Consider the following 26,694-nt stretch of genomic DNA (forward strand, 5'->3'; position numbering starts at 1 on the left):
ACCTGATCATGAAAGGGGAATCTGTTACGTTGAACAAGAAAAAAACCTGGCTCGCCGTGCTCTCCACGGCGGCAATCCTAGCTGGTGGAGTAACAAGTAGTCCTCTATCCACGCATGCAGCAGATGCCGCAGAGGCTGTGCAGCTACGTACTGTTATCCAGAATATGCAAGGGAAAGTACAATGGAATCCTCGCACCAAGCAGGTGGATATCCGAGCTGATGGGCTGAATGCCAGCCTTCAAGTGGGATCAGGCAAAGCCACGATTAACGGCAGCTCTGTGAGCCTTGACAGCAGCACTTACTTGGCTAATGGCAAGACCTATATTTCCGGCAATACGTTCTCTCTCTTGCAAGACGCTGTGTTGAAAGCGCAGAACAAAACTGGATTCGAGCTGGCAGCTTCCTTCCAGATGCCAGGGAATAAAGCGGAGATTGCTACCTCCACACCCGATGGCAACCGCCTGCTCGTAACCGAAGCGGATCTAGGAAGCATCAGCGTGCTGGATATTGCAGATCTGAAGCAGGTTCGTGTCTTGAAGACCATCAGCTTCCATGAGTTGTCTCCCGCTGCAGAGGTAACCAGTGTCACCGTCTCCAAGGACGGACAGTATGGACTTGCTGTGCTTCGTACTGGAGACACGGATCTTAACGCCAACAAGGGCTTGCTCGCTATCGTAGATCTCTCTACGTATACTACAGTCAAGACCTATGAGCTCGGGATCGGCCCCGACTCCATCGCACTCTCACCAGATGGACAGCAAGCTGTAATTGCGATCGAGGATGAAGAGCTTAATAAGGAAGCAGATGAGATCGACTACGCAAATACTAAGAGACCTGGCAGCATTATGATCGTGAGTTTCCCAGACGGAGATGTCCTGCATGGTGAGGTCACGGATATTCCTGTCTCGCTTGCTGAAGTACCTGGAGCCATTTATCCGCATGATCCCCAGCCGGAGTATGTAGCGATTAGCCCAGACAGTACAACGGCTGCTGTGACTCTCCAGGAGAATAATGTAATTGCCCTGGTTGATTTACGTACCAAGCAGCTCAGCCATGTCTTTTCATTGGGGACGACCTCGCATCCAGCAGATCTAGAGGATGATGGCGTCGTAGACTTCACTGATGCGCTGACTGCACGCTATGAACCGGATGGCATTGCCTTTACGGCAGATGGCCAGTATGTACTGACCGCGAACGAAGGCGATCTCGGGAAGAATGAATTTAAGGATGGAGTCAAGGCGGGCGGACGCAACATTGCAGTCTGGAATTTGCAAGGCCAACGTATATACGACAGCCAGAACCTCATTGATGAGGCCACCGCCAAAGTAGGACTGTATCCGGATGATCGCAGTCCGAACAAGGGCAGTGAGGTTGAGAATGTAACCATTGCTGACGTAGACGGCGTGACGATAGCTGCAGTAGCCTCAGAACGAGCAGATGCCATTTTGTTCTTCAATCTGAGCAATCCAGCCGAGCCGAGTTATATGGGTCTCATCCCGACTGCAGGTAAATCGCCGGAAGGCATCCACAAGATACAAGGGCAAAGCGTGTTCGTTAGTGCAGATGAAAGCACCGGAACCTTGAGCTTCTTTGCCAAATAGGACTTCTAGGATAACAGAGTTGAATTCATATCTATAGTAAGTATCACTATTAAAAAATACACCCTTTGGAGTAAGCTGAGCCACTTTGCCCGCTTGATTCCAAAGGGTGTATTCATCATCATTTGAAATTCGTAAATTGCAGATCCAACGACAGATGTTCAGCCCCGCGCAATAGCTGCATGACCGATTGAAGATCATCTCTGCTTTTGCCTGTCACACGAATCTGATCGCCCTGAATCTGGCTCTTAACCTTGAGCTTCGAATCACGAATAAGGATATTGATCTTCTTGGCATTCTCCTGGTCAACACCTTGCTTGAAGCTTAGCTTCTGGCGAACCGTTCCCATAGAAGCAGGTTCAATCTTTCCATAATCGATGTTCTTCACTGCCAATCCGCGCTTGATCATCTTCGACTTCAGAATATCCAGCACAGCATTCAGCTTATAATCATCATCCGAAGTGATAACCAATGCATCCTTCTCCAGGCTAAGATCGCTCTTGCTGCCTTTAAAATCAAAGCGAGTCTCGATCTCACGTTCCGTCTGATGAACAGCGTTCGTCAGTTCCTGCATCTCCATTTTACTAACGATATCAAAAGAGTGTTCAGAAGCCATATGTATCATCCTTTCCAACCATTTCAATTGTATTATATGTAAAAAAGGAAGCCCTGTCTAATCTGGCAATGACCTGCACTTGGCCAACCACACGAAAAAGGTATTCTGGCAATGAACCAGAATACCTTTTGCTATGCACTTATCCAACTCGTACATACGCTTGCCTTAGGAACGGCTTTCGACGGGACGTCTGAACATATCCAATATTCCGAGCACGATATGTGCCAGACCAAAGCCCAAAATGCCATATCCCCAAGCATTTGGTGTCAGATAATAACCTAATAGGCTGACGATAATACCCAGTCCTGTTACGATCCAGCTAACGGTCAAGCTGATGCACCTCCTTCAGTCGGAGTCTAATTACTGCCTGTCTGTAGACAGTCATAGTATCTCCGGAAGGCACTAGCTATATGCGTGAACTACTACGCATCCTTGATCCTTCAACAAAGATCAAATTCGGCCATGATCCTAAAGCTTATTTTCCCTTAATTGTTGGAACCGGAAGCATCAGCTTCAGAATCAGCGCTCACGTCTGTCGTGGAATTGGAGTTCGAGTTGGCGGCTGAATCATCCATCACAAGACGAATGCGAGTTGTCGCTTTTCCATCCGTGATCGGCTGTCCAGCAACCGTGATTGCTGTGGCCGCGGAGTAACCTGACTTGATATACATACCCTCAGCGCTCAGATCCCAAGAGAAGGAGTCACCGCTTGCCGTATTGCCGTATTCCAGCTTCTCGCCCCGCGAATTCTCTCCCTTGTATACTTCGAGCCAGCTATGGCCAGTTGCATTAATTTCAACCTTCACTGGAGTACCAGCTGCACCAGATACCTTAAAGATCGTCGTACTCCCAGCCTTACCATCCTCAGTTACAGTAACTCCTGTTGGAGTTGAGGTTTCTGGCTCATCATCATTTGGAGTAGAGGACCCATCCTCTGCACCCGTACCACCTCCAGGCTCATTCGTATCCCCAGGCGTCGTTCCTTGCCCCGGCTCAGTGCTACCACCATTTTGCTCAGGTGTAGAGGTAGATGGAGTCTGCTCTGTAGGAGGAGGGTTTTGTTCCGTTACAGGCGTAGTTGGCGGCTCCTCTGCATTATTCTTGCCGAGAGAATTAACATACCCATAGATCAGCACCACGATCAGAATCGGGAAAAGCCATAACAATATGGAAGACAGACGTTTAATGCTTCTTTCACTTCCATTTGAACGATTGGAGCGCTTCTGCATCACTGGCTCCATCACAGTTTCCGGCTCGCTGGCAGGGACATCCTTCTTATGACCTTCCATCAGCTCATCAGGGTTCAGACCTACCGTCTCCGCATAGGTCTTAATGAAAGCCCGCACATAAAAGGTCCCTGGCAATACCTTATAATCTCCAGCCTCGATCGCTTCGAGGTACCTTTTACGAATTTTGGTCATTTCCTGGACATCATCCAGGCTCAACCCTTTTTGCAGCCGGGCCTCTCTAAGTTGTTGACCCAGTTCAGACATGCCATCATCTCCTCGTTCATTACGCAATATTATAGATCATCCGTATAGCTTGTAGTAAATGTATCGTAAATGATTTCCTCATTCGGATTGTTCCGCAACTCAATAATAATATCAAAATCATCGAAGCTATAGCCGGATTCACGCACAAAAATGTCCGGATGCTCAATAACCTTCGTACTGCGCATACTCATAATCTCCTGCAGGAGATTGTAGTGCTTCTCATTAGAACGGATTGTGCTTACAATGCCATCAATGATAAATACATTGTTGGGATTCATCTCTTCCTCAGAAAGCTGGCTTCTTACGGTCTGGCGGAGCAAGGTAGAGGATACGAAAGTCCACCGCTTCATGGCACAGACGCTGCTTGCAATAATGGATTCGGTCTTGCCTACTCTCGGCATGCCACGTAGCCCGATTACCTGATTGCCATCCCTTTTAAATACTTCACCCAAAAAGTCGACCAATAACCCAAGCTCATCGCGAGTAAAACGAAAAGTCTTGCGATCATCCGAATCACGATCAATGTATCGACCATGGCGTACAGCGAGAATATCCACCAGCTTCGGTGGGCGAAAGGCTGTAATCGTAATGTTGTTAGCCTTTTGCAGCATTTCTCCCAGAATTCGGATCTTCTCATCATCATCGGATTCCAGCAACATACCTCTACGCTGACCTTCCACTCCATTGATGGTGATAATGTTCACCTCGAGCATCCCTAGCATGGAAGCAATATCCCCGAGCAGCCCCGGGCGATTTTTATGTATTTTATATTCCATATACCATTGCTTGGTTTCCGTCACATTGACACCTCATTCAAACCTATATTCTAACACATATCGACATCAAATATCGAATTTCGTCATAGAAAACCTATTCCTTAGTCTCCACGGACAAAAGAGTCAAGTTTATGATATATAAAAAAGATTCAAAAAACAAGAACAGTCGTGTAACTATTAAAGACAGCCTCCTGCTGCTGCCGTCTGTTTCAAGCCTGCTAGACGCTTACATGCCCAAAGCATGTGCATTTAGGCAGAAAAGCCCCCTTACAGGGAGCTTTATCTGCAATTACTGCTACTTCGGCTTAAGCGTTCAGCTTGGCAAGCTTCACCATGCATCTGGCAATGGTGTGACGCTCATCCTCATCCGCAACCTCCCACAGCTCCTTCAAGGCACGGTTGGAATAGTTGGACGGGTCTACCTTTTCATCCAGGAACTCACCGATTTCAAAAGCAAGCTCGGCAATCGTGTCCTGACTGATCCCCATTTTCTCGGCCTGTTCTACACGTTGGCCAAGGAACTTCTTCCAGCTATCAAAATTTTTGAGTACTGACGACATTTCGGATTCCTCCTTACAGGCAGTTATAATTGGGATGGACAATTGTAATATGCGCTGTCAGCCCGTTCTCTATACTGCCTGAAGCTCAAAAATCCTCGAACTTGTGATGAAATCATGTCAGGTCAGCCAGCCACCATTAGGGCTAATTATCTGACCATTGATGTATCCCGATTCAGGCAGAGCCAGAAAGTACACAAGTGACGATATCTCGTCTGGTGTAGCAAGACGCCCGGCAGGGATCTCTTCCTCCAGCTCGCTTAATTCCTCGTGGCTCAGATGTTCCAGCATAGAGGTATCGACTGCTCCCGGTGCAACAGCGTTGACCGTCACGCCAGAGCGCGCAGTCTCCTTGGCCAGCGCTTTGGTGAACGCGTTGACCGCTCCCTTCGTGGCGGAATACAGCACCTCACAAGAGGCACCCGTCAGTCCCCAGATGGAGGATACATTGATAATACGCCCGTATTTCTGACGGATCATATGCGGGAGGAACGTCTGTGTACATAGAAATATACTTTTTACATTCACCGCCATCACGCGGTCCCACTCCTGCTCGGATATGTCTTGCAGCATACCATAATGCGATATTCCCGCATTGTTCACCACGATATCCGGCTTCATGGCATGGTTCTCCAGCTTCTCATACATACGCTTGATCTGCTCATGATTGCACAGATCGGCAGCTACAGTCATCGCTTGCCCTGGATAGGTCATACAGCGACGAGCTACTTCATTGGCCGCTTCATGGGAATTGCGATAATGAATAACGACCTTCATGCCAACCGAGGCGAATCGTTCCGCTATGGCTGCACCAATCCCCCGGCTTGCGCCCGTGACAAGAACCGTCATGGATGCTAATGCTTTTTGCTCAGCTCCGGTCTCCCTCTCCACGTTAAGGACTCACCACCAGAGATACTGCCATTTGATTCCAATCCAGATGCTCCTGCAGTCTGCGATTGACGTCCTCTAAGGTAATACTCTCATAGACCGGCAGCACCTCAAATAGATCGCTACCTCGGAAACGATGTCTGGTGAATTCGTGCGCAATATTTTCGGGCGAGTTCAGCATGCGTAAATATCCGCCAATTCTCTTTTTCCGGGCACGTTCAAAATGAGCCTCCTCGAAGCCTTTTGGCTTGATCGCCTCGACTTCCTCGCGGATACGAGCCAACAGCTGGTCAGGGTCCTTCGTATCGCCACCAATCGCCGAGAAAGCATACTGAGGAGAGCTGTTATACTCATGTCCGAAGCTATCCGAGATTAAGCCCTCATCATACAGCTTCTGATATAACTGTGTACTGGTGCCAAAGAGCATATCCAGCATCAGCTTGCTCTCCAGATCATGTCGGAGCAGCGCCTCGCCTGTCAGGCCAAGACGGGTCTCCTTGAATCCGAACAAGCACTTGGGCAAAGAAACTGCCAGCTTCATTTCCTTGCGCGGATTTGCCACCGTAGACGGTTCCGGCTCGAACAGACACTCAATCTCGCCTTGCGGCTCGTAGGTTTTGGCGTTCTGATTGTTACGTACAAGCTCGAATACTTTCTCAGGCTCCACACCACCTACTACGAACAACAGCATGTTGCTCGGGTGATAGAAGGCATGATAGCATTCGTAGAGCGTTTCCTTCGTAATCGTATTAATCGACTCCACCGTACCCGCAATATCGATATGCACGGGATGCTTCGAGTACAATGCCTCAATCAGTCCAAAGTAGCTTCGCCAGTCCGGATTATCATTGTACATATTGATTTCCTGACTGATGATGCCCTTCTCCTTGTTGACATTCTCATCGGTAAAATAAGGATGCTGAACGAAATTAACGAGGGTCTCGAGATTATCATAGATGCGCTCCGTCGCTGAGAACAGATACACGGTCTGATCAAAGCTTGTAAATGCATTCGCGGATGCCCCATTGGAGGAGAACGTAGCGAAGATATCACCCTCAGGCTCCTCGAACATTTTGTGCTCCAGGAAGTGGGCAATGCCGTCCGGGACCTGATGCTCTTGCCCTTTTACTCGAAAATGATTATCCACGGAGCCATATTTTGTCGCAAACGTTGCGAATGTCTTCTGAAAACCTGGCTTGGGCAGCACATATACCTGAAGTCCGTTATCCATGACCTCATGATACAGCGTCTCCTGCAAATGCTCGTAAGGTATGCTCTGCACGTCTATTCCTCCTTCTGGTCTCGCAAAAAGTAAATGGTGTCCAGATGAAACGTGTCAGCCGCATTCTGCACGTCCTGCACGGTAACAGCCTCGATCTGTGCTAGTAGCTCGTCAACAGAGCGATCCTTGCCCGACAACTGTCTGTTGAAATCATACGATATCATCTCAAAGGCAGAATCCTGAGTTTCCTTCAGCAGGTTGCGGATCATCGCCTTCGTCTGTGACATCTCAAGTTCACTGATATTGCCACTACGCATATCATCCAGCTGCTGACGAATAATCTTGACTGCTTGCTCGTAATTAGGAATCTCAATTCCGGATTGAATCGTACCAATACCTTTGTGGCCATCATATCGCGATGATGCATAGTAGGCCAGACTTGCCCGTTCGCGCACATTTACAAACAGCTTCGAATGGGGATAACCACCGAGCACGCCATTATACATCAAGGCAGAGGCATAACGAGGATCATCGTATGTGATGCCTGTGCGGAAGCCCATGTTCAGCTTGCCCTGATTCACATCAAGGCGTTCAACGACGGTCTGCACCTCGCGTGTAGCCGCACGCGATGATTCCTTCCGGTAGTCTGGTGCAGCAGAGCGATCCATCTGGAAGTAGCGATCGACTAACGACTCCACCTCTTCAAGACTCGTATCTCCTACAACGTAGAGATCCAGACTGGCTTGCCCCAGCCATTGCTGATAACTGTTGTACAGGCTACTCGCATCTATATTATCGAGATCCTTACGTTGTCCAAGGGGATGCAGTCGATACGGCTCTTCCTTGCACATTTCTTCAAGGCAGCGCTCGCCAGCATAGCGTATCTTATCGTTCACGATCGCTTCGAGCTTCTTGCGAACTGTATCCTTCTCCTGCTGTACATACGACGAACGGAAGGCTCCGTTCTCCAGCACAGGGCTGGTAAACACTTCCCCAAGGAAGGCCAGAGAGCGATCAAGCAGACTTTCACTACTGCTGACGAAGCTGTCATTTATCGCGTCCATTCGAAGCTGCACGATCTGATAATCGCCCCGCTTGTAAATGTCAAAGCCGAAGCCCGTGCCATACAGCTGTTCGAGCTGTTCCCTGAATTGAATGGTCTCAGGATAGCTTGAGGTTCCGCGGCGAAGCACGAAGGGCGTTACCGCCACACTAGTTACCGTGTCCTCTGTAAGGGGTACACCGGCGTACAAGGATATAGCAAAAGTCTTGAAACGTGTCGTTGGTAACACATGAATGCGCAGTTGCCTGCGGCTGCCTCGCTCAAAACTCGTCTTAGTCAAGTTCAAAACCCCTTTGCAGCATCAATTTCATTTCAGTAAATATTGGCAACATCTATCTCTTTATTGTAAACGATGAAAATGACAAGAAGCAACCGAAGACAGGCCCCGGTTGCTCATGTCAGGATTACATGGGCGTGGATTGTTCACTTTCAACGCATGTGAGGGCATTGGCTAGCATCTAGACTGAAGCACTTCTAAGCTACATACAGAAAATATGCTGCCCGATCGTCTTCACCTGCGGACGGGTCCAAATCCATTTGGAGGTCGCTGTCCGTGGGTTAAAGTAGTACAAGCATCCTCCAGATGGGTCCCAGCCATTCAATGCCTGCTGTACCGCCTTACGTGCCTGCTCGTTGGGCTCCAGCCAGATTTGTCCGTCTGCTACAGCCGTGAAGGCTCCTGGCTGAAAGATTACACCTGATGACGTATTAGGGAAGCTTGGTGACTTGACGCGATTCAAAATAACGGCTGCTACTGCTACCTGTCCCTCGAATGGTTCTCCGCGAGCCTCGCCATACACGGCGTTTGCCATAATCTTAAGATCATTTTCGGATAGCCCCATTGTATTCCCGGAGCTAATTGAATCTGCTCCCTTATCAGCCGCTTGTCCTCCTGCCCCTGCATTCGCATTGTTTTTCTTATGCAAGGGTGTCTCGGTTGGCTTCCAGTGCTTGGTCGCGTTCACCAGCTTCAGCTTCGTTTTTGCACCAACCACTCCATCTGCTTTCATGCCAAATTCACCTTGAAACCATTTGACGGAGTTCAACGTTTTGCTGCCAAACTGACTATCTACTTTACCGTGATAAAAGCCCAAAAGCTTAAGGCGACTCTGTAGCTCATAGACATCCTGGCCATAGGAACCAAAATTGATGCTCTGTGAGCTGAATGTAGGAGCAGCAGGCTGTAACTGTTCGGTCTCAGAAGCACTTACCTTGCTTGAGCTGGCGCCTTGCTTATCGACAATCCCTGCGTAGATGGCTGTAGATATCACCATTGCACAAGCGCATATCCAAAGTGTCAGTTTTCTCATAAGCTGTGATCTACCTTTCTGTGGTGGAATGAACAGGATAGCTACGCTTATTATGACAAGCTAACAGAAATGCTATTCATTGCTTCTCTCTTCGGGCAATTCCTTGCGAAAGTTCAGGAAATACAACAAGAAAACGCCTATCGACGTACTTTCACAGAAGAGAGACCGCCTTTAGTTGAAGTTTTTTTTGCAATAATTGAATTGCCTCACTTCGCTAAAAACGTATAATTTCGATTATCAAAAAAAAACAGCGTCTCTCCAAAAAGGAAAGCCGCTGTTTCTGTTATTTCAAATGTGTTAAAAGTCGACGTTCAGACGTTCAGACGTTCAGACATTCAACAATGCATCTGTCTTAAATTTTATGCCTATGTGATTCAGGAGCTAATCTTGTTCTGCTGATATTGCTCCAGTGAAATTAGTACCTCACGCGGCTTGCTTCCCTCATAGGGACCAATCACACCACGTGCCTCCATAGAGTCAATTAGTCGTGCTGCACGCGTATACCCAATTCTCATACGTCGCTGCAGCAGCGAGACGGAGGCTTGCTTGGCTTCGAGAATGATGTTTACGGCCTGCTCATACAGCTCGTCCACAATCTCCTCACCCTCCATGGATGATTCCTCAACCTCAGGAACGATAGATTCGTCGTATTCAGCTTCAGCCTGATCTCGTACATAGCTGACAATGTTCTCTACCTCCTGATCACTCAGGAATGCACCCTGAACACGGACAGGCTTAGAGGCTCCCATCGGCATGAACAGCATATCACCACGCCCGAGCAGCTTCTCGGCTCCACCCATATCCAAGATGGTCCGTGAATCGACCTGTGAGGATACACCGAACGCGATCCGTGAAGGAATATTGGCCTTAATAACACCAGTAATGACGTCGACAGATGGACGCTGTGTAGCAATAATCAAGTGAATGCCTGCCGCACGGGCCATCTGCGCAAGACGAGCAATAGCATCCTCTACATCTCCAGCCGCTACCATCATCAGATCAGCAAGCTCATCCACGATAACTACGATATAGGGAAGCACTGCCGCCGGGTTATCACGCATCAGTTGATTATAGCCCTCAACGTTCCTCGTTCCCGATTTGGAGAATAGCTCATAACGTTTCTCCATTTCCACAACAATCTTCTTAAGAGCAAGTGATGCACGCTTGGGATCGGTAACCACTGGCGCCATCAAATGAGGGATCCCATTGTATACGTTCAGCTCCACCATCTTCGGATCGACCATGAGGAACTTGACCTCATCAGGCTTGGCCTTATACAGAATGCTGGTAATAATACCATTAATACAGACGGATTTACCCGAGCCTGTCGCACCAGCTACCAGCAAATGGGGCATCTTCGCGAGGTTGCCTACAATCGTCTGTCCGGCAATATCCCGCCCAAATGCTATCGATAGCTTCGACTCGGCATCCCTGAACACGTTTGTCTCCATGACCTCACGCATTGTAACAACCGAGACCTCACTATTAGGCACCTCGATACCAATAGCTGATTTCCCCGGAATCGGTGCCTCCATCCGAATATCCTTGGCAGCCAATGCCAGGGCAATATCATCGGTCAAGTTCACAATTCGGCTAACCTTCACACCGATATCCGGTTGAATCTCATAGCGCGTAACCGCTGGGCCTCGTACAACCTCCAGTACCTTGGCCCGTACACCAAAGCTCTCAAGCGTAGCTTCCAGCTTGCGTGCCGTCTGCATATAGTCATTCTGATCACCCGCATTGCCTGCACCCGCAGGTCGATCAAGCAGCTTTAATGGAGGCAATCGGTAAGGCTTGGGCTGCGGTTGTTGGTCAACTACCGTTGTCCCTGTTGCCGTTGCCCCATTCGCTGCACCTTCCTCTGACTGAGTAACCGTCTCAGAAGCTAATTGCTCTTCTGGCAGTGGCAGCTCCTCGTCCCCAAATTCCTCATCGAGTGGGTGCTGAATCATGCCATCCTGAGCAGACACATTACCTACATGTGCTTGGCTATCCGTAATTGCCACGGTACTATCCAACGTGTTATCCATGTTACCATACGGCTCTCTCTCTAAATCAGACAGCGGGGCATGACTACCCGGCTGATTCGGCGAACGCCCCACATAGCCATCCTCCTGAAGATCCTCATCAAGAGGGTCTTCCTCACTTCGTACCTGCTCGAAGAAATTGCGGATAATTGGGGAACTACTTGGCTGCTGAGCATTCTTGCTATTATCAGACTCTTCAACTACCTCCGGCATATCATCTCGCTCTGCTACATATATATCCTCATCTGTAGAATCAGTAGCATCAGACCTGTCTTCTGCAGGTGCTGTCTTGTTGCCGAACAGCTGAAAGAATAGCGGCTGACGCTTCTTCGGCATTTCAAGCTCTTCAAAATCCTCCTCCAGATCGTCATAATCCGGTATGGGCTCCGCCTTGATCTTTCCATTAGCTGCACGCGCGCGAGTGGCGGCAAGGGGACCTTGCCGCTCATTCCACTTGTGCTGCAATGCTCCCCCGACCTTGCCCATGCGAGTCCGTACGAACTTCGCCAGATCCACATAGGAAAGCTGTGTTATTAGCATGAAGGAAATGACGAACATCACAAGCATCACCAGCTTTGCGCCAGTCAAGCCGAACAACCATAGCAGGAGTGTCAGTTGAAGAGCCCCAACGTACCCTCCGCTAATCTCTTTATTGAGCATTGAGCCATCATCTGCTGGCCTTGGAGCAAGCAGCTCCGTATTCATATCCGTATGTATTTGACTCATCACATTTCCAGGCTCAAGCGCCTGAATCGGTCCCAGACGCTGTTCCATGGACGAGATTGCACTCATCAGCGTGAGAGCACACACCAGCAGAACCACACCACTTCTTCTTGTGTTCCATTGATGAGGCCACTTTCGATTAATCATGACCATAAGTCCGACAAAAATGCCGATGAGAGGGATCACAAAATAGAATTTGCCGAGCACCAAACCGAACATTTTGGACAGAGAGCGGCCTACAGCGGCTTCTCCGGATAATGCTATTACAGATAAGGTAATCAGCACGATACCATAGATTTCATACTTGAGTACACTGCCTAATATGGATTTCTTTTTCTTACGTCTTCTGGCCATCCGTTTCACCCCTCCAGAAGCATATTATAGCATGACTGGCATGTATCCGCACATATGTTCTTTTCTGATACTTTTCGACAGAACCGTATGCTTGGATTAATCACCGTCTATGTCCACTCAATTTCGCTCCCAGGCGCATACATGGGGTTCAGATAGGCTTCTAGTGGACAGTCCAGCAGGCGGACAATCGTTCCACTACGGGGCCCTGTAGAGCGAACCTGCATCAGTAGCCCCCCAACACGAATATCCTGGTACTGTCCCGTATCCTTCCATAGTCCTTCCCAGATCAATTCAGGTGGCATCACGGTGTAGAGCGTCATTGTGGAAATCCTCCTCCATGCGGGGCTGACAATGGATTAGGAGAACTCCCCGCCTGCTGAGCTGAAGCCCCACTCGAAGTTTGCAGAGATTGCAACGATTGCATTTGCTGGCGCCGGATTTCACGACGTTCCTCAATCATGCTATTCAGTTTCGCCAGCGCTTCACCAATCCCGCCCACCTGATCCATCAATCCGTATTTGACTGCTTCTGCGCCGCCAACAGCGGTGCCTATATCCCGATTCAGCTCCCCAGTCTTGAACATAAGCTCCTTGAATTGCTCTTCTGTAATTCTGGAATGTGCCATTACGAAGCGTACGACTCTCTCCTGCATTTTCTCCATATACTCAAAGGTCTGCGGAACCCCGATTACAAGCCCGTTCATTCGAACAGGGTGAATCGTCATTGTTGCACTTTCCGCAATAAATGAATACGAAGCCGAGACCGCAATAGGCACTCCAATACTATGCCCACCTCCAATAACTACCGTAACCGTAGGCTTAGTCAGAGAAGCAATCATTTCGGCGATCGCAAGACCCGCCTCTACATCTCCACCTACCGTATTCAGTAGAATCATGAGGCCCTCGATTTTTGGATTTTGCTCAGCTGCAACAAGCTGGGGAATCATGTGCTCGTATTTGGTCGTCTTGTTCTGTGGCGGCAATATATAATGACCCTCGATCTGACCTATGATCGTCATACAGAATACGTTGGACTCTGCGGCTGGCAACGCTGTCTGCCCGAGCTGTTGAAGGCTCTCAAGTACAGGATTCCGCTTCGGCTCCTCCTCTCGTGGTGCTTGCTCCTCATTTCCCTCAGATGAACCATGTACCTGATACATATAATCTTCCTTTCTTAACCAGTTTTATGATAACAATTCACTTCTAGTATGAGGTTCGGATGGAAGAATTTATACATACACTAAGATGAAATCAAACAAAAATGTCAGTAGTGGACGAAAGACTCTTATCACATTTGCTACCTTTCTATGTAGGCTGTCATCCCCTGTCCAGAGGACACCTTTCACAAAAAAAAGCCTTTCCACGGGAAGAAACCGTCCATATTTCTTCCGGGAAAGGCGACTGTGTGCCAGATATTTGATTTCAATCTATTAATTATACTTCCATAATGATCGGCAAGATCATTGGTCTGCGGCGAGTCTGTTCGTACAGGAAGCGCCCCAAAGCATCCTTGACATTCGTCTTGAGGGAAGCCCATTCATTTACATTCTCACTCATCAATCTCTGCAGCGTGTTGGATACGATACGATTGGCCTCATCAAGCAATCCTTCTGATTCCCTTACGTATACAAATCCACGAGATATGATGTCTGGACCCGATACGATGGTTCCGTCCTGCTTGCTCAACGTGACCACGACCACCAGAATTCCGTCCTGCGACAACAGCTTACGGTCGCGCAATACGATATTACCTACATCGCCTACACCCAGACCGTCGATCAACACATTTCCTGCCGTTACTTTACCGGCCTTGCGTGCTGAACCGCCCTGAATTTCGACAACCTCACCAATATCCGTAATGAAGATATTATCATGCTCCACACCAACGGATTCCGCGAGCAATGCATGTCTGCGCTGCATCCGATATTCACCGTGAATTGGAATGAAGAATTTAGGCTTCATCAGGTTCAGCATCAGCTTAAGCTCTTCCTGACTACCATGGCCGGATACGTGAACACCCGGGTTGGCACCACTGTAGTATACTTCAGCACCTAGCTTGAACAAATCATCAATGGTGCGTCCTACATATTTCTCATTACCAGGTACAGGTGTCGCAGCAATGATCACTGTATCACCAGGCAGAATGTCCACCTTACGGTGAGTCGAGCGAGCCATGCGTGTCAAGGCTGACATTGGTTCTCCTTGGCTACCTGTGCACAGAATTACGACACGGTCTGCGGACATCTTGCCTACTTCTTCAGGCTCAATAAGCATTCCATCTGGAATGTTCAAGTATCCAAGATCTTCAGCGATTCCCACCACGTTCACCATGCTGCGACCAATGACTGCAATCTTGCGTCCTGTCTTCTCAGCAGCATGAACAACTTGTTGGATACGATGTACGTTAGAAGCGAAGGTTGCTACTACAACCCGCTGTCTGGATTTGCGGAAGATATCCTCAAGCACAATCCCTACGCTCTTCTCTGAAGGCGTGAAGCCAGGCTTCTCTGCATTCGTACTGTCAGACAAGAGGGCCAGTACACCACGGCTACCGATCTCAGCCATGCGCTGCAGGTCAGCATAGTGCCCATTTACTGGTGTATGGTCGAACTTGAAGTCTCCCGTGTGAACAACAGCACCTTCTGGCGTATCAATACACACACCTACTGAATCCGGAATACTGTGGTTCGTGCTGAAGAACGATAGGCGAAGATTAGTTCCCAGCTTGATCTCGGAGTCTGCATGGATCAGAATACGCTTCGTCTCGCCAAGCAGATTGGCTTCCTTCAGCTTATTCTCCACCAGCCCCATTGTCAGCTTCGTGCCATATACAGGCACATTCAGATGCTTCAGCACGTATGGGAGACCACCAATATGGTCTTCATGACCGTGCGTCAGCACAATTCCTTTTACTTTGTCACGATTTTCCGTCAAGTATGAAATATCAGGAATAACCATATCTATTCCGAGCATATCTTCCTCAGGAAATTTGAGTCCGGCGTCCACCACCACAATATCATTGGCGTATTGAACCACGTACATATTTTTCCCGATTTCACCGACGCCGCCCAAAGCAAAAATCAGCAATTTATCGTTGTTTGTTTTCTTAGACAAAAGAATCTAAACCTCCTATGGTAGTTGGACGTCGTACCTTAATTTATTCAGCAATTTAGCAACATATCAAGCGCATAAGACAGCAATGTATGCAGATCACGCTGCTGAAATCCGGACACATTCCTGCAAAGCGTTGTCAGATGATGCAAACGCATATGCAAAATTAGTGCTTTGTGATTTACAAAACACGAAATTTCAAAATATTACCGCACCCAGTCACTTGCAATCATTATACATGATTAAAAAGCGAAAAAACAAGTCGCCTGTTTGTCATTTACAGGTTACCCCGTAATAGCACATCCCATGACAACGCAGTATAGCAGCAATGTTGTCAATATATGCTTACCTTAAAGGAAGGATACAATGCAGTAAAAAACATGGTCATTCTGCAGATCTGCCCATAGCCACGTGGCGATATGACCTGCTCATTAATTAAGCATAAGACAATCGTCTTTCGGCGTACCTTCATACAAGGTCAGACCGCATCTAGTTGAAATGATGACCCGGCTGAAGAGATATAAATCCTATTATCTAAAACAAAAAGGGCGTCCCGCCAGCTCTGGCCTTGGACACCCTTCAATGCAATCGCATTATTTTATTCGTACAGCTGTTTAATCAAAGCTTTCTCTGAATCATTCGGCGCAACGAGCGGAAGCCTCACGGACCCTACATTCAAGCCCTTCAGCTCCAGTGAATACTTCACCGCTACCGGGTTGGGGCATTCAAACAGCCCCTTGAATACAGGCAGCAGCTCACCATGAAGCTTAGTCGCCTCTTCTATACGCCCAGAGATAAAGGCATCCATCATTTGCTTCATCTCCGCACCAACGACGTGACTGGCTACGCTCACAATACCATAGGCACCAACAGACATGGCTGGCAATCCAGAGGAATCATCACCAGAATAGACTTTGAAGCCTTCCGGTGCACTACGGACAATCTTGCCTACCTGCTCTGTCGAGACACACTCCTTCGTCGCTACAATATTGTCGATCTGAGCCAGTCGCAGTGTCGTCACACTGGACATACTTACTGCTGTACGTTGCGGAACATTATAGAGCATAACAGGCAACTTCGTAGCTTGCGCTATACTTTCAAAATGCCGGAATATGCCTTCCTGATTCGGCTTGTTGTAGTAAGGCACCACAAGCAGTACCCCATCCACTCCCGTGCGCTCTGCTGCCTGGGTCAAATGAATGGAATGGCGGGTGTTATTGCTTCCTGTACCCGCTATAATCTTGCAGCGACCTGCTGCCTTCTCTACAGCAAAGGAGAACAGCTTTATTTTCTCCTCATCACTGAGCGTAGGTGCTTCTCCTGTAGTTCCGGATATAACAAGTGATTCGGACTTCTGAACATCTATCAAGTAATCCATTAATTGAGCGGTGACTTTCCAGTTAATCTCACCTTGCTCGTCGAACGGAGTAACCATAGCTGTAATTAATCTGCCAAAATCCAAGCTTGCTTCCTCCCTTCCTACTTCATGCAAAATCTAGCGATGGAGCTCAAACTTGGCATGCAACGCACGCAAAGCCTGAACCATATCTTCCTTCTTGACGAGAACCCATATGGTTGTATTGGAATCCGCTGATTGCAGAATAGGAATACCAGCTACGGTCAATGCCTCTACGATCATGGCCATGATGCCGGGAACGCCATTAATGCCACCACCAATAACCGACACCTTGGCACAGCCTGACAGAATTTTAGGCTCAAGCCCAAGCTCTCCCAGCACCTGTAGCGCCTTGAGGCCATCCTGATCTGACACCGTATATACAGCTCCAGTAGGAGTCACATTGATAAAGTCAACACTGATTCCGTGCTCAGCCATCGTCTTGAACACCTTCAGTTGCAGCTGTTCAATTCCTGCCTCCGTCTCCACGGTAATCTGCGTAACATTTCCCACGTAGGCAATTCCAGTTACATAACGATCCACCACACCTGGCTGCACCTTCGTGAAGCCTTCCGGATGGGTCACCAAAGTCCCCTCGGATTCCGAGAATGTCGAGCGCACCCTTACAGGAATGTTAGCCTGCATGGCAATCTCTACAGCACGCGGATGAATGACCTTTGCTCCCTGATAAGCCATGTTGCAAATTTCATTATAGCTGACATACGTAAGGGGGCGTGCATCCTCCACAATCCGCGGATCTGCCGTAAGAATGCCGTCTACATCTGTATAGATATCTACTATATCAGCATGCAAAGCGGCTCCAATAGCTGTAGCTGAGGTATCGCTTCCACCCCTGCCAAGTGTCGTGAAATCTCCTTGTTCATCCTGCCCCTGGAAGCCGGTAACGATAACGACACGTCCCTGCTCCAGCTCTTGCAGCACCCGATCCGGGCGAATATCTACAATACGCGCATTGCCGAACTGGCTATCCGTCAGGAAGCCTGCCTGTGCTCCTGTCAATACCGTCGCCTCAATGCCCTCATGGCAGAGGAGACTGCACAAGGTGGCTGCAGAGATAATCTCCCCACAGCTCATAAGCAAATCCCGCTCCCGGGTAGGCAGACTGTCCCCATTACTCGCAGCCCAGCCCAGCAGAGTATCGGTAGCATATGGCTCACCTATGCGCCCCATAGCAGATACGACCACGACCAGTTGATATTGATTAGCCAGTTCTCTTTTAATATGTCCAATAACAAGCTCACGGGCTTCAGGTGTAGATAGTGAAGTTCCCCCGTATTTTTGCACTAATATCCCCATTACCTATTTCTCCTCTACGGTAGACACCTTTGGAACCTTATGCTTTCTTTGCTGCGATGATCTCGGCAATCTGAACAGCATTCCATGCTGCGCCCTTAAGCAGATTATCCGATACGATCCACATATTCAGACCACGACTATTGCCCAGATCCTCCCGAAGACGTCCTACAAAGACATCCAGTTCACCCGCAGCCGTCGTAGCCAGCGGATACGCTTGATTCGTTGGATCATCCACCAGTGTAATTCCAGGGGCTGAGGCCAGAAGCTCTCGTACATCCTCCAGCTTGTAATCCTGCTTCAGCTCGACATACACGGATTCCGAATGCCCGTAGACGACAGGAATGCGCACACATGTAGCCGTTACCGACACGGACTCGTCATTCAGGATCTTCTTCGTTTCACGAACCATCTTCATTTCTTCCAGGGTGTAACCATTATCTTGGAATTTATCAATTTGCGGTACTGCGTTGAAGGCGATCTGATGCTTAACAGGCAGGGCACCTACAGGAAGAATGTCCGGCTCGAAAGCATCCCCATTCAGCACTGCCGCCGATTGTCTGTTCAATTCGCTAATTGCTTTGGCGCCAGCGCCGGATACAGCTTGATAGGTCGATACGATAATGCGTTCAATTCCATAGCGGTCATAGAGCGGCTTCAAGGCCGCTACCATTTGAATGGTAGAGCAGTTCGGATTCGCAATAAGACCATTGTGCTCAAAGATCTGATCTGGATTCACTTCTGGGACCACCAACGGAGTGTTCGGGTCCATGCGGTACGCATTGGTATTGTCAATGCAGACAACTCCACGCTCAATGGCATGAGGAGCCAACGCTTTACTTACGTCTCCGCCTGCACTGAATAATGCAATATCGACACCTTCGAAGCTCTCAGGGGCTGCTGTTTCTACTACGATATCTTGGCCCTTAAAGTTAATGACTGTGCCAGCAGAACGCGGAGAAGACAGCAGCTTGAGTGATTTAATCGGAAAATTCCGTTTATCCAGCAATTTAATAATTTGCTCTCCAACCGCACCTGTTGCTCCAACGACAGCGACATTAAACTCTACATTGCTCATCTGGCATATCTCCTCTTCTAATCGCACTCATTAATAGTTGCTGCATACAGAACACGTCTATCGTCGTATTCACGATGAAGACCGACCGCAATTCGCGATCATTTTTTCTGATGATGACAGAATCACCCTGCCCTACTAAAAGCTTATGAATCATGCCATCATAAATAAAACTAGCATTTTGCCAGCGCACATCTCACTCAGCAAAATGCACGAAAGGCCCTTCCTCTTACTCATCACTCGTACAAGGAAGGAATATATAATTCTTCAGCTTAGCTGAATTATTACCTGGATGTTAGCTTAGTCTGACCGTTATGCGTCAGTCATGACGTTCAATAATCATGGGCTGTAGCTGTTGTCCTTGTATGGCAGCATAGCATGCTTCTGGAATAATCGACATTTTGGCCACGAGTGAGTTAGGCTTCTGCTGGGGATTATCCTGACCGAAAGGTACGAAGTATATGTTCTTTGCCACCAGTAGCTTGGCGATATTGGCAGCATTCAAGCCCAGACCATCATTGGTCGAAATGGCGAGGACAAGCGGTCGTCCGTTCCTCATCTGTGCTTTGGCAGCCATCAGCACAGGACTGTCCGTCATCGCATTCGCAAGTCGACTGATCGAATTGCCGGTGCACGGCGCAATGACCAGTACATCCAGCAATTGCGAGGGGCCTAGCGGCTCAGCCTCCACAATTGTAGAAATGATATCATTCCCTGTTATATCTTTCAACTGTTTTTGCCAACTTTGCGAGGTGCCAAACCGCGTGTCTGTAGTCATGACTGTATTGGAGACAATCGGAATTACCTTAGCCCCACTGTCTACAAAACGTTGAATAACGGGCATCACTTCCTCAAAGGTACAGTGAGAGCCCGTAATTGCATAGCCGACTGTTTTACCCTGCCAGTTCATTTGCCTTCCCCCCGATTCGGATTATCTTCCATTAACAGCTGCACCAATGCATTTGCCATAATCACGCCTGCCGTCTTGGGAGCTACGATGCCGGGGAGTCCCGGAGCCAGGATCGCCTTAATGCCGCGTTTGGCAGCATATCGGTAATCACATCCGCCGGGGGAAGAAGCAATATCTATAATCACTGCACTTGTCTGCATTCTGGACAGGATTTGTGCTGTGATTATCATAGAGGGTATCGTATTAAAAATCAAGTCGATCTCCCCGACCTCATCGGCCAGATCCCTTGTCATAAAAGGCCTCCAGCCCATCGCACTTGCTCTTGCCGCTTCCTCTCGCAGCTGTATTCCTACCTGCACATCAGCACCAAGCCCTTGCAGCGTCCTGGCCAGAGTAAAGCCGGTTCGGCCCAGCCCCAGTACCATACAGCGCGCCCCATGCAGCGTGATATCCGTATTCTGAATTGCCATCATAATGGCGCCTTCTGCTGTGGGGATGGAATTATAGATGGCAACATCATCGCGCTCCAGCAGCTCTACAAGCCTGAGATTGTACTTATCACACAACTTTTGTAAATAAGGTTTGGCCATTCCCGTATACACCACACAATGAGGCGGTAAAGCGGACGCATGCTCATGCTGAAAGTGAAGTGGCTGTTCCGTAAAATCAGCCTTCACACTCCCATCCTCTTCACAGCCTACCACTGGCAGTACAATGGCATCTGCAGATTCAAAAAGCCGGACACTCAGCTTCTCGTTGCTCACACCCTTAAGCTGATCGGCGATCCGGTCAAAACCAACTACACTTACAGTCGCATCCATATCTACACACTTCCGAATGACCTCAAGCTGCCGTGCATCACCGCCAAGAATGACGGTACGAACTCCTGTCAGCATCTGGACCTCACCCCTTTCCCAGATACGGTATGCATTATCCTATGCATTAGCCCGTGAAGGGTGATACGTAGCACAAAAAACCACTCCAGAATTGGAGTGGTCTAGTGCCATGCGCTCTATTGTCATGTTTTCTTTATTTCCCTGTGTGACCAAAACCACCTGCACCGCGTACGGTCTCGGATAGCTGATCCACTTCCTTCCACAGCACCTCAGGCACCTCCTGAAACACCATTTGAGCTATACGCTCATGACGAGTGATGGAAAAGGGCTCCTGACCAAGATTAATGAGTAGCACCTTGATTTCTCCCCGATAGTCCGCATCAATAGTTCCTGGTGTGTTCAGGCAAGTAATGCCATGCTTGAGAGCCAGTCCGCTGCGTGGGCGGATCTGTGCCTCGAGTCCTCCTGGCATAGCTATCGCAATTCCTGTCGGGACCAGACAACGCTGTCCCGGCTCCAGCACCAGCGGCTCATGCACAGCAGCATGAAGATCAAAGCCAGCAGCGAGCTCAGACATTTTGCGAGGAAGCTGAATATCCTCATTGCCTGCCAATCTGTTAATTTCTACGTAATGCGGCAAGTTCATTCCTCCTCATTCCCGAGATAGGGGCATCCGATGCGCCTACCATCGCCAGTGCAAATGGCTGTGAGAACACACGGTCCAGCACAGCATGCACATCATCCATCGTTACTCGTTCTATTTTACGAATCATTTCATCCAATGTATAGTGCTTGCCTAGCATCAGTTCATTTTTGCCCAATCGATTCATTCGACTGCCTGTGCTCTCCGAGCTGAGAATCAAGCTGCCCTTAAGCTGCTCTTTGCCCTTGCTCAGCTCATCGTTCGTCAAGCCATGGATAGCAACATCTCGCAGCAGTTCATGCGTGAGCTCAAGCACATCCTTCGTCTGCTTAGGAGCGGTTCCCGCATAGATCGTCAGCAGACCACTGTCTGCGTGAGAGCTATGATAGGAATAGACGGAATAAGCCAGACCGCGCTTCTCGCGAATCTCCTGAAACAGCCGGGAGCTCATACCGCCGCCAAGGGCATTATTGAGCAGCACCATAGCATATTGCAGATCATCGCCGATACGGTTGCCCTGGAAGGACATACAAATATGATTCTGCTCTGTAGCCTTCTCATGGAATATAAGATCACCGTTAAAGGCAGGCTCTAGCAGTGGAGGAGATTGTCCATGGTTGTTGAAATGTCCAAAATGACGCTCCAACAGCTCAACTACATCATCATTAATATTCCCCGCAAGACTGATTACGGTATTTTCAACCGTATAGTGCTCTTTCATGTAGCTTCGTAAGCTGGAACTGTCCATTGCATGCAGCCGTTCCTCAGTACCAAGAATGGGGTAAGCAAGCGGATGCTCCTTGTAGGCTGCTGTAGCCACCAGATCATGCACCAGGTCATCAGGAGTATCCTCATACATGGAGATTTCCTCCAGAATAACGTTTTTCTCCCGGCTGAGCTCCTCCTCATCCAGCTTCGAATGGAAGAACATATCTGATAACATATCAACTGCAATCGGCAAATGCTCATCAAGTACCTTGGCATAATAGCAAGTGTATTCTTTAGACGTAAACGCATTGACATTTCCGCCGATGGAATCGAACCGTTCTGCGATATCCTTGGCAGAATAACGTTCTGTTCCTTTAAATAGCATATGTTCAATGAAATGGGTTACTCCATTTTGCGGCAGCAGCTCATTTCTGGACCCGGCCTTCACCCAGATCCCGAATGAAACGGAGCGATAGTTCGGAATCTTCTCCAGAACTACCCTTAGCCCATTGCTTAGCTGTATTCGTTCCACGCATAGTCCTCCTAATTAACATAGACTTACCTACTCTGGCATAATTAAAACAAAAATGCCCGTACAATCCCTTCATCGTAACAGAAAAATACGCATCACTCAACCTGTGTGGATGGTACACGTCTAGAGGAAAGCGTCTCACTAACCGTTCCAAGCGTCAGCCCCTTACTTCTGATGCCCTGAATCATGCCTTTGAGTGCCTGGGAGGAGGAGGAGGTTGGATGCATCAGAATAAGAGCCCCTGGCTCTACTCGTTTGGTGATTTTATTCACGACAGCACCAGGCTCCGGCTTCTTCCAGTCCACTGTATCCAGAGTCCAGAGCACTGTCCTTAGCCCAGCCTCCGCAGCAACCTCTATCGTCTCTTGATCAAAATCACCCGATGGGGGTGCGAACCAGACATTTTTCACCCCTAATGTATCCTTGAGCAGCTGCTCCGTCTTGGTAATCTCCAATCTCGCCCGCTCCCGGCTAACTCTGCTCATGGCTGGGTGAGAATAAGCATGATTACTTAGCTCATGTCCTCGCTTCTGAATGGTTTTGGCTAGCTCCGGATTCTTCTTCAGCCAGCTACCATCCAGGAAAAAGGTCGCCTTCACTCCCTCAGCATCCAGCGTATCCAGCATGGGCACAATGAATTCATTGCCCCACGCTACATTGATCATGAATGCGACCATCGGCTTGTTCGGATTCCCACGATAGGTTGGGTGCTGTCCGAGCTGTTCAAGCTGGACCTTCGGTGCAACCTCTTTGTAAATATACTTTATTGGCGTGCCAGGGGCTGCCAGTGCCTGTCTGTAAGTCGCCTCTACGTCAACCTCAAGTCCATTATAGCCCGGGATTGCCTTCCAGATCGGGTCCATACGCGCATCTACGGCTGGCTTGCTTCGTGTCTTCGCCTCGGCCTGGATCTGTTCTAATAGTGGCTGCTCCGCTACAGATGCTGCAATGGCGGGTACAGAGTTGCTGTCCTCCAAATGTCTATTTCTCATGTCCTGCAGGTAATCGCGTACTCCAGTGAGTTGTCCAACTAGCAGCACGGCTGCTGCGCTGATGACAATGACTGCCGCTTTATTAGACCTCATTCTCATTCATCCTTCCGCTAGCCTTTGTCCCCAATTTATGCAGGGCGGACAAGGTTTATGCCGTCAGGATGAGCAAGCATGGCAAAAGAAAAAAGAGCCAGAAATCACTCTCTGCCTCTTTGACTTTTATATGCTTTTTGTGAAACGATAACGCTTCTTCTCATGCTGCCTAGGACTTTGCAGGCTCCTCGGCTGTCAGCACAGCTTTACGGGATAGATTCACGCGCCCTTGCTGATCAATCTCGGTCACCTTTACGGTAATAGTATCACCGATCGCTACTACGTCCTCAACCTTGCCGACACGCTCAGTGGAGAGCTGTGAAATGTGCACAAGGCCGTCCTTACCAGGCAGAATTTCTACAAACGCACCGAACTTCTCGATTCGCTTAACGGTTCCTACATAGATCTCGCCAACAACCACTTCGCGAACGATACCTTCAATGATTGAACGTGCTTTTTCATTCATTTCCTGATTGGAGGAAGCGATGAACACACGGCCATCCTGTTCGATATCGATCTTGACGCCAGTCTCTTCGATGATCTTGTTAATGATCTTGCCACCTGCGCCGATTACATCACGGATCTTGTCCGGATTAATGAACATCGTGATAATCTTAGGTGCATATTGTGACAAAGTCGCTCTTGGAGCCTGGATAGCCTCCATCATCTTGCTCAAAATGAACAAGCGGCCTTCCTTCGCCTGGGTCAGTGCATCCTGCAAAATGTTACGGTCGATTCCATCAATCTTGATATCCATCTGGATCGCTGTTACTCCTTCCGCAGTACCAGCTACCTTGAAGTCCATATCCCCGAGATGATCCTCCATACCCTGAATATCTGTCAGAATGGAGACATGCTCCTGATCCTTGATCAGACCCATAGCTACACCAGCCACTGGCGCCTTGATCGGCACACCTGCATCCATCATTGCCAGCGTGCTTGCACAAATGCTAGCCTGTGAAGTTGAACCATTGGATTCAATAACCTCAGATACCAGACGAATCGTGTACGGGAATTCCTCTTCCGAAGGAATAACTTTGGACAGAGCACGCTCACCAAGAGCACCATGCCCAATCTCACGCCGACCTGGAGCACGTAGCGGACGAGCTTCACCCACGCTGAACGGAGGGAAATTGTAATGATGCATGAAGCGTTTGGTTTCTTCCAGAGAGATCCCGTCCAGAATCTGTACATCTCCCAGAGCACCAAGAGTACATACGCTAAGCGCTTGTGTCTGACCACGCGTGAACAGACCGGAGCCATGCGTACGCGGAAGCAGACCTGTGTCAGATTCGATTGGACGAATTTCGTCCAGCTTACGACCATCTGGTCTTACCTTATCATGGGTAATCAGACGGCGTACCTCTTCCTTCACAATGTCATAGAGCACTTCATTCACGTCTTTCATGAATTCCGGTGTGTCTATGTATTTCTCTTCAAAATGAGCCACAGTCTCCGCATTAATCGCATCAATCGCGTCCTGGCGAGCATGCTTCTCAGCAATGCTTACAGCCTCAACCAGTCGTGCAGAAGCATATTCACGCACTTCCTTGTTAACGGACTCGTCTACCGCATGCAGCTTGACTTCCATTTTTTCCTTACCAGCAATCTTCACCAGTTCTTCAATGGTAGCTACAATGTTCTTGATCTCGTCGTGCCCGAACATGATTGCTTCCAGCATCGTCTCTTCAGGAATCTCATTGGCTTCTGCCTCTACCATCATGATAGCGTCCTTCGTACCTGCAACCACAACATACAGATCACTTACGGTCTGCTGTTCAATGGTTGGGTTAATCACGAATTGGCCTTCAATACGTCCTACAGCCACTCCACCAATCGGTCCGTTGAAAGGAACGTCCGAAATACTGAGGGCAGCAGAAGTACCAATCATAGCAGCAATTTGCGGCTCACAGTCCTGATCCACACTCATGACCAAATTCAATACCTGTACATCATTCCGGAAGCCTTCTGGGAACAGTGGACGAATCGGACGGTCTGTCAGACGGCTGGCCAGAATAGCCTTCTCGCTCGGACGACCCTCTCTTTTAATGAATCCACCAGGTATTTTACCAACAGCATATAGTCTCTCTTCATAGTTCACAGTGAGTGGGAAAAAGTCCAAATCCTTAGGCCCACTGGATGCTGTAACTGTACACAATACGGCTGTGTCACCATATCGAACCATTACTGCTGCATTTGCCTGCTTAGCCAGTCGGCCTGTCTCCAGGACCAGCTTTCTTCCGCCAAGCTGCATCTCAACTTGTTGTTGCATGGGATCCCTCCATTCTTCAAAATAGTTACTTCGGCATAAAACAAGTATTTCCTGCTTCACGCGTATTCATAATGGATGCAAACCACTCACTTAAAATGTATTGGATTGTATCCATAAATCAAATCATTTATATTAAGAAATCTTCAATGAACATACTGCGTTGCAATGAAAAGCTTGTCCATT

23 protein-coding genes are annotated in these 26,694 nt (G+C 48.6%); 1 reads left to right on the top strand and 22 read right to left on the bottom strand.

Annotation, left to right across the window (positions count from 1 at the left end):
- Window positions 1-29: 29 nt before the first annotated feature.
- The gene (locus D328_RS0102320; RefSeq protein WP_154658935.1) at window positions 30-1,601 is read left to right on the top strand and encodes a choice-of-anchor I domain-containing protein; all 1,572 of its coding nucleotides are present in this window, start codon (window positions 30-32) and stop codon (window positions 1,599-1,601) included.
- Between the two features lie 118 nt (window positions 1,602-1,719).
- On the opposite strand, the gene D328_RS0102325 is transcribed toward D328_RS0102320, so the two are convergent.
- The 22 genes from D328_RS0102325 to pnp all read right to left on the bottom strand — a co-directional run bounded on the left by D328_RS0102325 (window position 1,720) and on the right by pnp (window position 26,511).
- Window positions 1,720-2,214 carry a YajQ family cyclic di-GMP-binding protein gene (locus D328_RS0102325; protein WP_018883335.1) on the bottom strand — a complete coding sequence of 165 codons (495 nt, stop codon included), beginning with the start codon at window positions 2,212-2,214 and terminating at the stop codon, window positions 1,720-1,722.
- A gap of 165 nt (window positions 2,215-2,379) precedes the next feature.
- Window positions 2,380-2,544 (bottom strand): hypothetical protein, encoded by a 165-nt coding sequence (locus D328_RS31160; protein WP_018883336.1) that lies wholly within the window; start codon window positions 2,542-2,544, stop codon window positions 2,380-2,382.
- Between the two features lie 155 nt (window positions 2,545-2,699).
- Window positions 2,700-3,707 carry a helix-turn-helix domain-containing protein gene (locus D328_RS0102335; RefSeq protein WP_018883337.1) on the bottom strand — a complete coding sequence of 336 codons (1,008 nt, stop codon included), beginning with the start codon at window positions 3,705-3,707 and terminating at the stop codon, window positions 2,700-2,702.
- A gap of 29 nt (window positions 3,708-3,736) precedes the next feature.
- Window positions 3,737-4,483, bottom strand: a complete 747-nt coding sequence (locus tag D328_RS0102340) for a DUF3388 domain-containing protein (protein WP_033412136.1) — start codon at window positions 4,481-4,483, stop codon at window positions 3,737-3,739.
- A gap of 305 nt (window positions 4,484-4,788) precedes the next feature.
- Complete coding sequence (locus tag D328_RS0102345) at window positions 4,789-5,043, bottom strand: DUF3243 domain-containing protein (RefSeq protein WP_018883339.1); 255 nt, start codon at window positions 5,041-5,043, stop codon at window positions 4,789-4,791.
- Between the two features lie 117 nt (window positions 5,044-5,160).
- On the bottom strand, window positions 5,161-5,889 hold the full coding sequence (ymfI, locus tag D328_RS0102350; protein WP_081625214.1) for an elongation factor P 5-aminopentanone reductase: 729 nt from the start codon (window positions 5,887-5,889) through the stop codon (window positions 5,161-5,163).
- Window positions 5,890-5,932: 43 nt separating this feature from the next.
- Window positions 5,933-7,210, bottom strand: a complete 1,278-nt coding sequence (gene yfmH / locus D328_RS0102355; RefSeq protein WP_018883341.1) for an EF-P 5-aminopentanol modification-associated protein YfmH — start codon at window positions 7,208-7,210, stop codon at window positions 5,933-5,935.
- A gap of 2 nt (window positions 7,211-7,212) precedes the next feature.
- The gene (yfmF, locus tag D328_RS0102360; RefSeq protein WP_018883342.1) at window positions 7,213-8,493 is read right to left on the bottom strand and encodes an EF-P 5-aminopentanol modification-associated protein YfmF; all 1,281 of its coding nucleotides are present in this window, start codon (window positions 8,491-8,493) and stop codon (window positions 7,213-7,215) included.
- Between the two features lie 199 nt (window positions 8,494-8,692).
- Window positions 8,693-9,523 (bottom strand): spore cortex-lytic enzyme, encoded by an 831-nt coding sequence (sleB, locus tag D328_RS0102365; RefSeq protein WP_025679841.1) that lies wholly within the window; start codon window positions 9,521-9,523, stop codon window positions 8,693-8,695.
- 374 nt (window positions 9,524-9,897) lie between these two features.
- The gene (locus D328_RS0102370) at window positions 9,898-12,630 is read right to left on the bottom strand and encodes an FtsK/SpoIIIE family DNA translocase (protein WP_018883344.1); all 2,733 of its coding nucleotides are present in this window, start codon (window positions 12,628-12,630) and stop codon (window positions 9,898-9,900) included.
- Between the two features lie 107 nt (window positions 12,631-12,737).
- A complete protein-coding gene (locus D328_RS0102375) occupies window positions 12,738-12,950 on the bottom strand; it encodes a YlzJ-like family protein (RefSeq protein WP_018883345.1) in 213 nt (70 codons plus the stop codon).
- The gene (locus D328_RS0102380; RefSeq protein ID WP_018883346.1) at window positions 12,947-13,789 is read right to left on the bottom strand and encodes a ClpP family protease; all 843 of its coding nucleotides are present in this window, start codon (window positions 13,787-13,789) and stop codon (window positions 12,947-12,949) included. Before D328_RS0102380 ends, D328_RS0102375 begins: the two co-directional genes overlap by 4 nt.
- Before the next feature lie 274 nt (window positions 13,790-14,063).
- Window positions 14,064-15,743, bottom strand: coding sequence for a ribonuclease J (locus D328_RS0102385; RefSeq protein WP_018883347.1), 1,680 nt, complete (start codon window positions 15,741-15,743; stop codon window positions 14,064-14,066).
- A 595-nt stretch (window positions 15,744-16,338) separates the two neighbouring features.
- Window positions 16,339-17,202, bottom strand: a complete 864-nt coding sequence (dapA, locus tag D328_RS0102390) for a 4-hydroxy-tetrahydrodipicolinate synthase (RefSeq protein ID WP_018883348.1) — start codon at window positions 17,200-17,202, stop codon at window positions 16,339-16,341.
- Window positions 17,203-17,235: 33 nt separating this feature from the next.
- Window positions 17,236-18,453, bottom strand: coding sequence for an aspartate kinase (gene dapG, locus D328_RS0102395; protein WP_018883349.1), 1,218 nt, complete (start codon window positions 18,451-18,453; stop codon window positions 17,236-17,238).
- Window positions 18,454-18,490: 37 nt separating this feature from the next.
- Window positions 18,491-19,528 carry an aspartate-semialdehyde dehydrogenase gene (locus D328_RS0102400; protein ID WP_018883350.1) on the bottom strand — a complete coding sequence of 346 codons (1,038 nt, stop codon included), beginning with the start codon at window positions 19,526-19,528 and terminating at the stop codon, window positions 18,491-18,493.
- 316 nt (window positions 19,529-19,844) lie between these two features.
- Entirely contained in the window at window positions 19,845-20,435 is a 591-nt protein-coding gene (locus D328_RS0102405) for a dipicolinate synthase subunit B (RefSeq protein WP_018883351.1), read from the bottom strand.
- Window positions 20,432-21,331 (bottom strand): dipicolinate synthase subunit DpsA, encoded by a 900-nt coding sequence (gene dpsA / locus D328_RS0102410; protein WP_018883352.1) that lies wholly within the window; start codon window positions 21,329-21,331, stop codon window positions 20,432-20,434. Before dpsA ends, D328_RS0102405 begins: the two co-directional genes overlap by 4 nt.
- Before the next feature lie 133 nt (window positions 21,332-21,464).
- Window positions 21,465-21,911, bottom strand: a complete 447-nt coding sequence (gene dut / locus D328_RS0102415) for a dUTP diphosphatase (RefSeq protein WP_018883353.1) — start codon at window positions 21,909-21,911, stop codon at window positions 21,465-21,467.
- On the bottom strand, window positions 21,889-23,154 hold the full coding sequence (locus D328_RS0102420) for a M16 family metallopeptidase (protein ID WP_018883354.1): 1,266 nt from the start codon (window positions 23,152-23,154) through the stop codon (window positions 21,889-21,891). Before D328_RS0102420 ends, dut begins: the two co-directional genes overlap by 23 nt.
- Before the next feature lie 95 nt (window positions 23,155-23,249).
- Window positions 23,250-24,239: a polysaccharide deacetylase family protein gene (locus tag D328_RS0102425; RefSeq protein WP_018883355.1), complete on the bottom strand. Its 990-nt coding sequence runs from the start codon at window positions 24,237-24,239 to the stop codon at window positions 23,250-23,252.
- A 169-nt stretch (window positions 24,240-24,408) separates the two neighbouring features.
- Complete coding sequence (gene pnp, locus D328_RS0102430) at window positions 24,409-26,511, bottom strand: polyribonucleotide nucleotidyltransferase (protein ID WP_018883356.1); 2,103 nt, start codon at window positions 26,509-26,511, stop codon at window positions 24,409-24,411.
- Between the last annotated feature and the right edge of the window lie 183 nt (window positions 26,512-26,694).

The sequence above is a fragment of the Paenibacillus massiliensis 2301065 = DSM 16942 genome (assembly GCF_000377505.1).
Lineage (GTDB): Bacteria > Bacillota > Bacilli > Paenibacillales > Paenibacillaceae > Paenibacillus > Paenibacillus massiliensis.